The sequence below is a fragment of the Psychroserpens sp. XS_ASV72 genome, from assembly GCF_041224425.1.
GTDB lineage: Bacteria > Bacteroidota > Bacteroidia > Flavobacteriales > Flavobacteriaceae > Psychroserpens.
Window position 1 is genome coordinate 1 of the sequence record NZ_JBGFGL010000064.1, and the last position, 416, is coordinate 416.

A 416-nucleotide genomic window follows, 5' to 3' on the forward strand; every position below is an offset into this window, starting at 1 on the left:
ACAGGTTGTCTATGCACGCGTAGAGAGCGCTACGATAGCGACTGACTGTGCGACCCTTATAGAGGTGTTGTTGATAGTCAACCCGACGCCCCAGATTTTGGACCCGACGCCATTGGAGGTCTGTGACGATGTTTCTGCAGATGGTTTTGCACAGTTTGATTTGACAAGTAAGGATTCAGAGATCTTAGATGGATTGGACCCTGCACAATACTTAGTGACGTATTATGAGGTAGAGGCCAATGCAGATTTGGGGATTAACGCGATAGGGATCCCGACCTCATATACCAATACAACGGCATTTATGCAGACCCTATGGGTAAGGGTGGAGGACACGGCCAACGGTTGCCATAAGTTAACGACCCTGGATTTGGTCGTCAATGCACTTCCGGTGCTGGTCCAACCGAGTCCGTTAGAGC

General features: G+C 49.8%; 1 protein-coding gene. It reads left to right on the plus strand.

Annotation, left to right across the window (positions count from 1 at the left end; translation table 11 throughout):
• Positions 1-97: 97 nt before the first annotated feature.
• Positions 98-416: hypothetical protein (locus AB9K26_RS00935; RefSeq protein ID WP_369970662.1), on the plus strand; the 319-nt coding region annotated here is incomplete at its 3' end.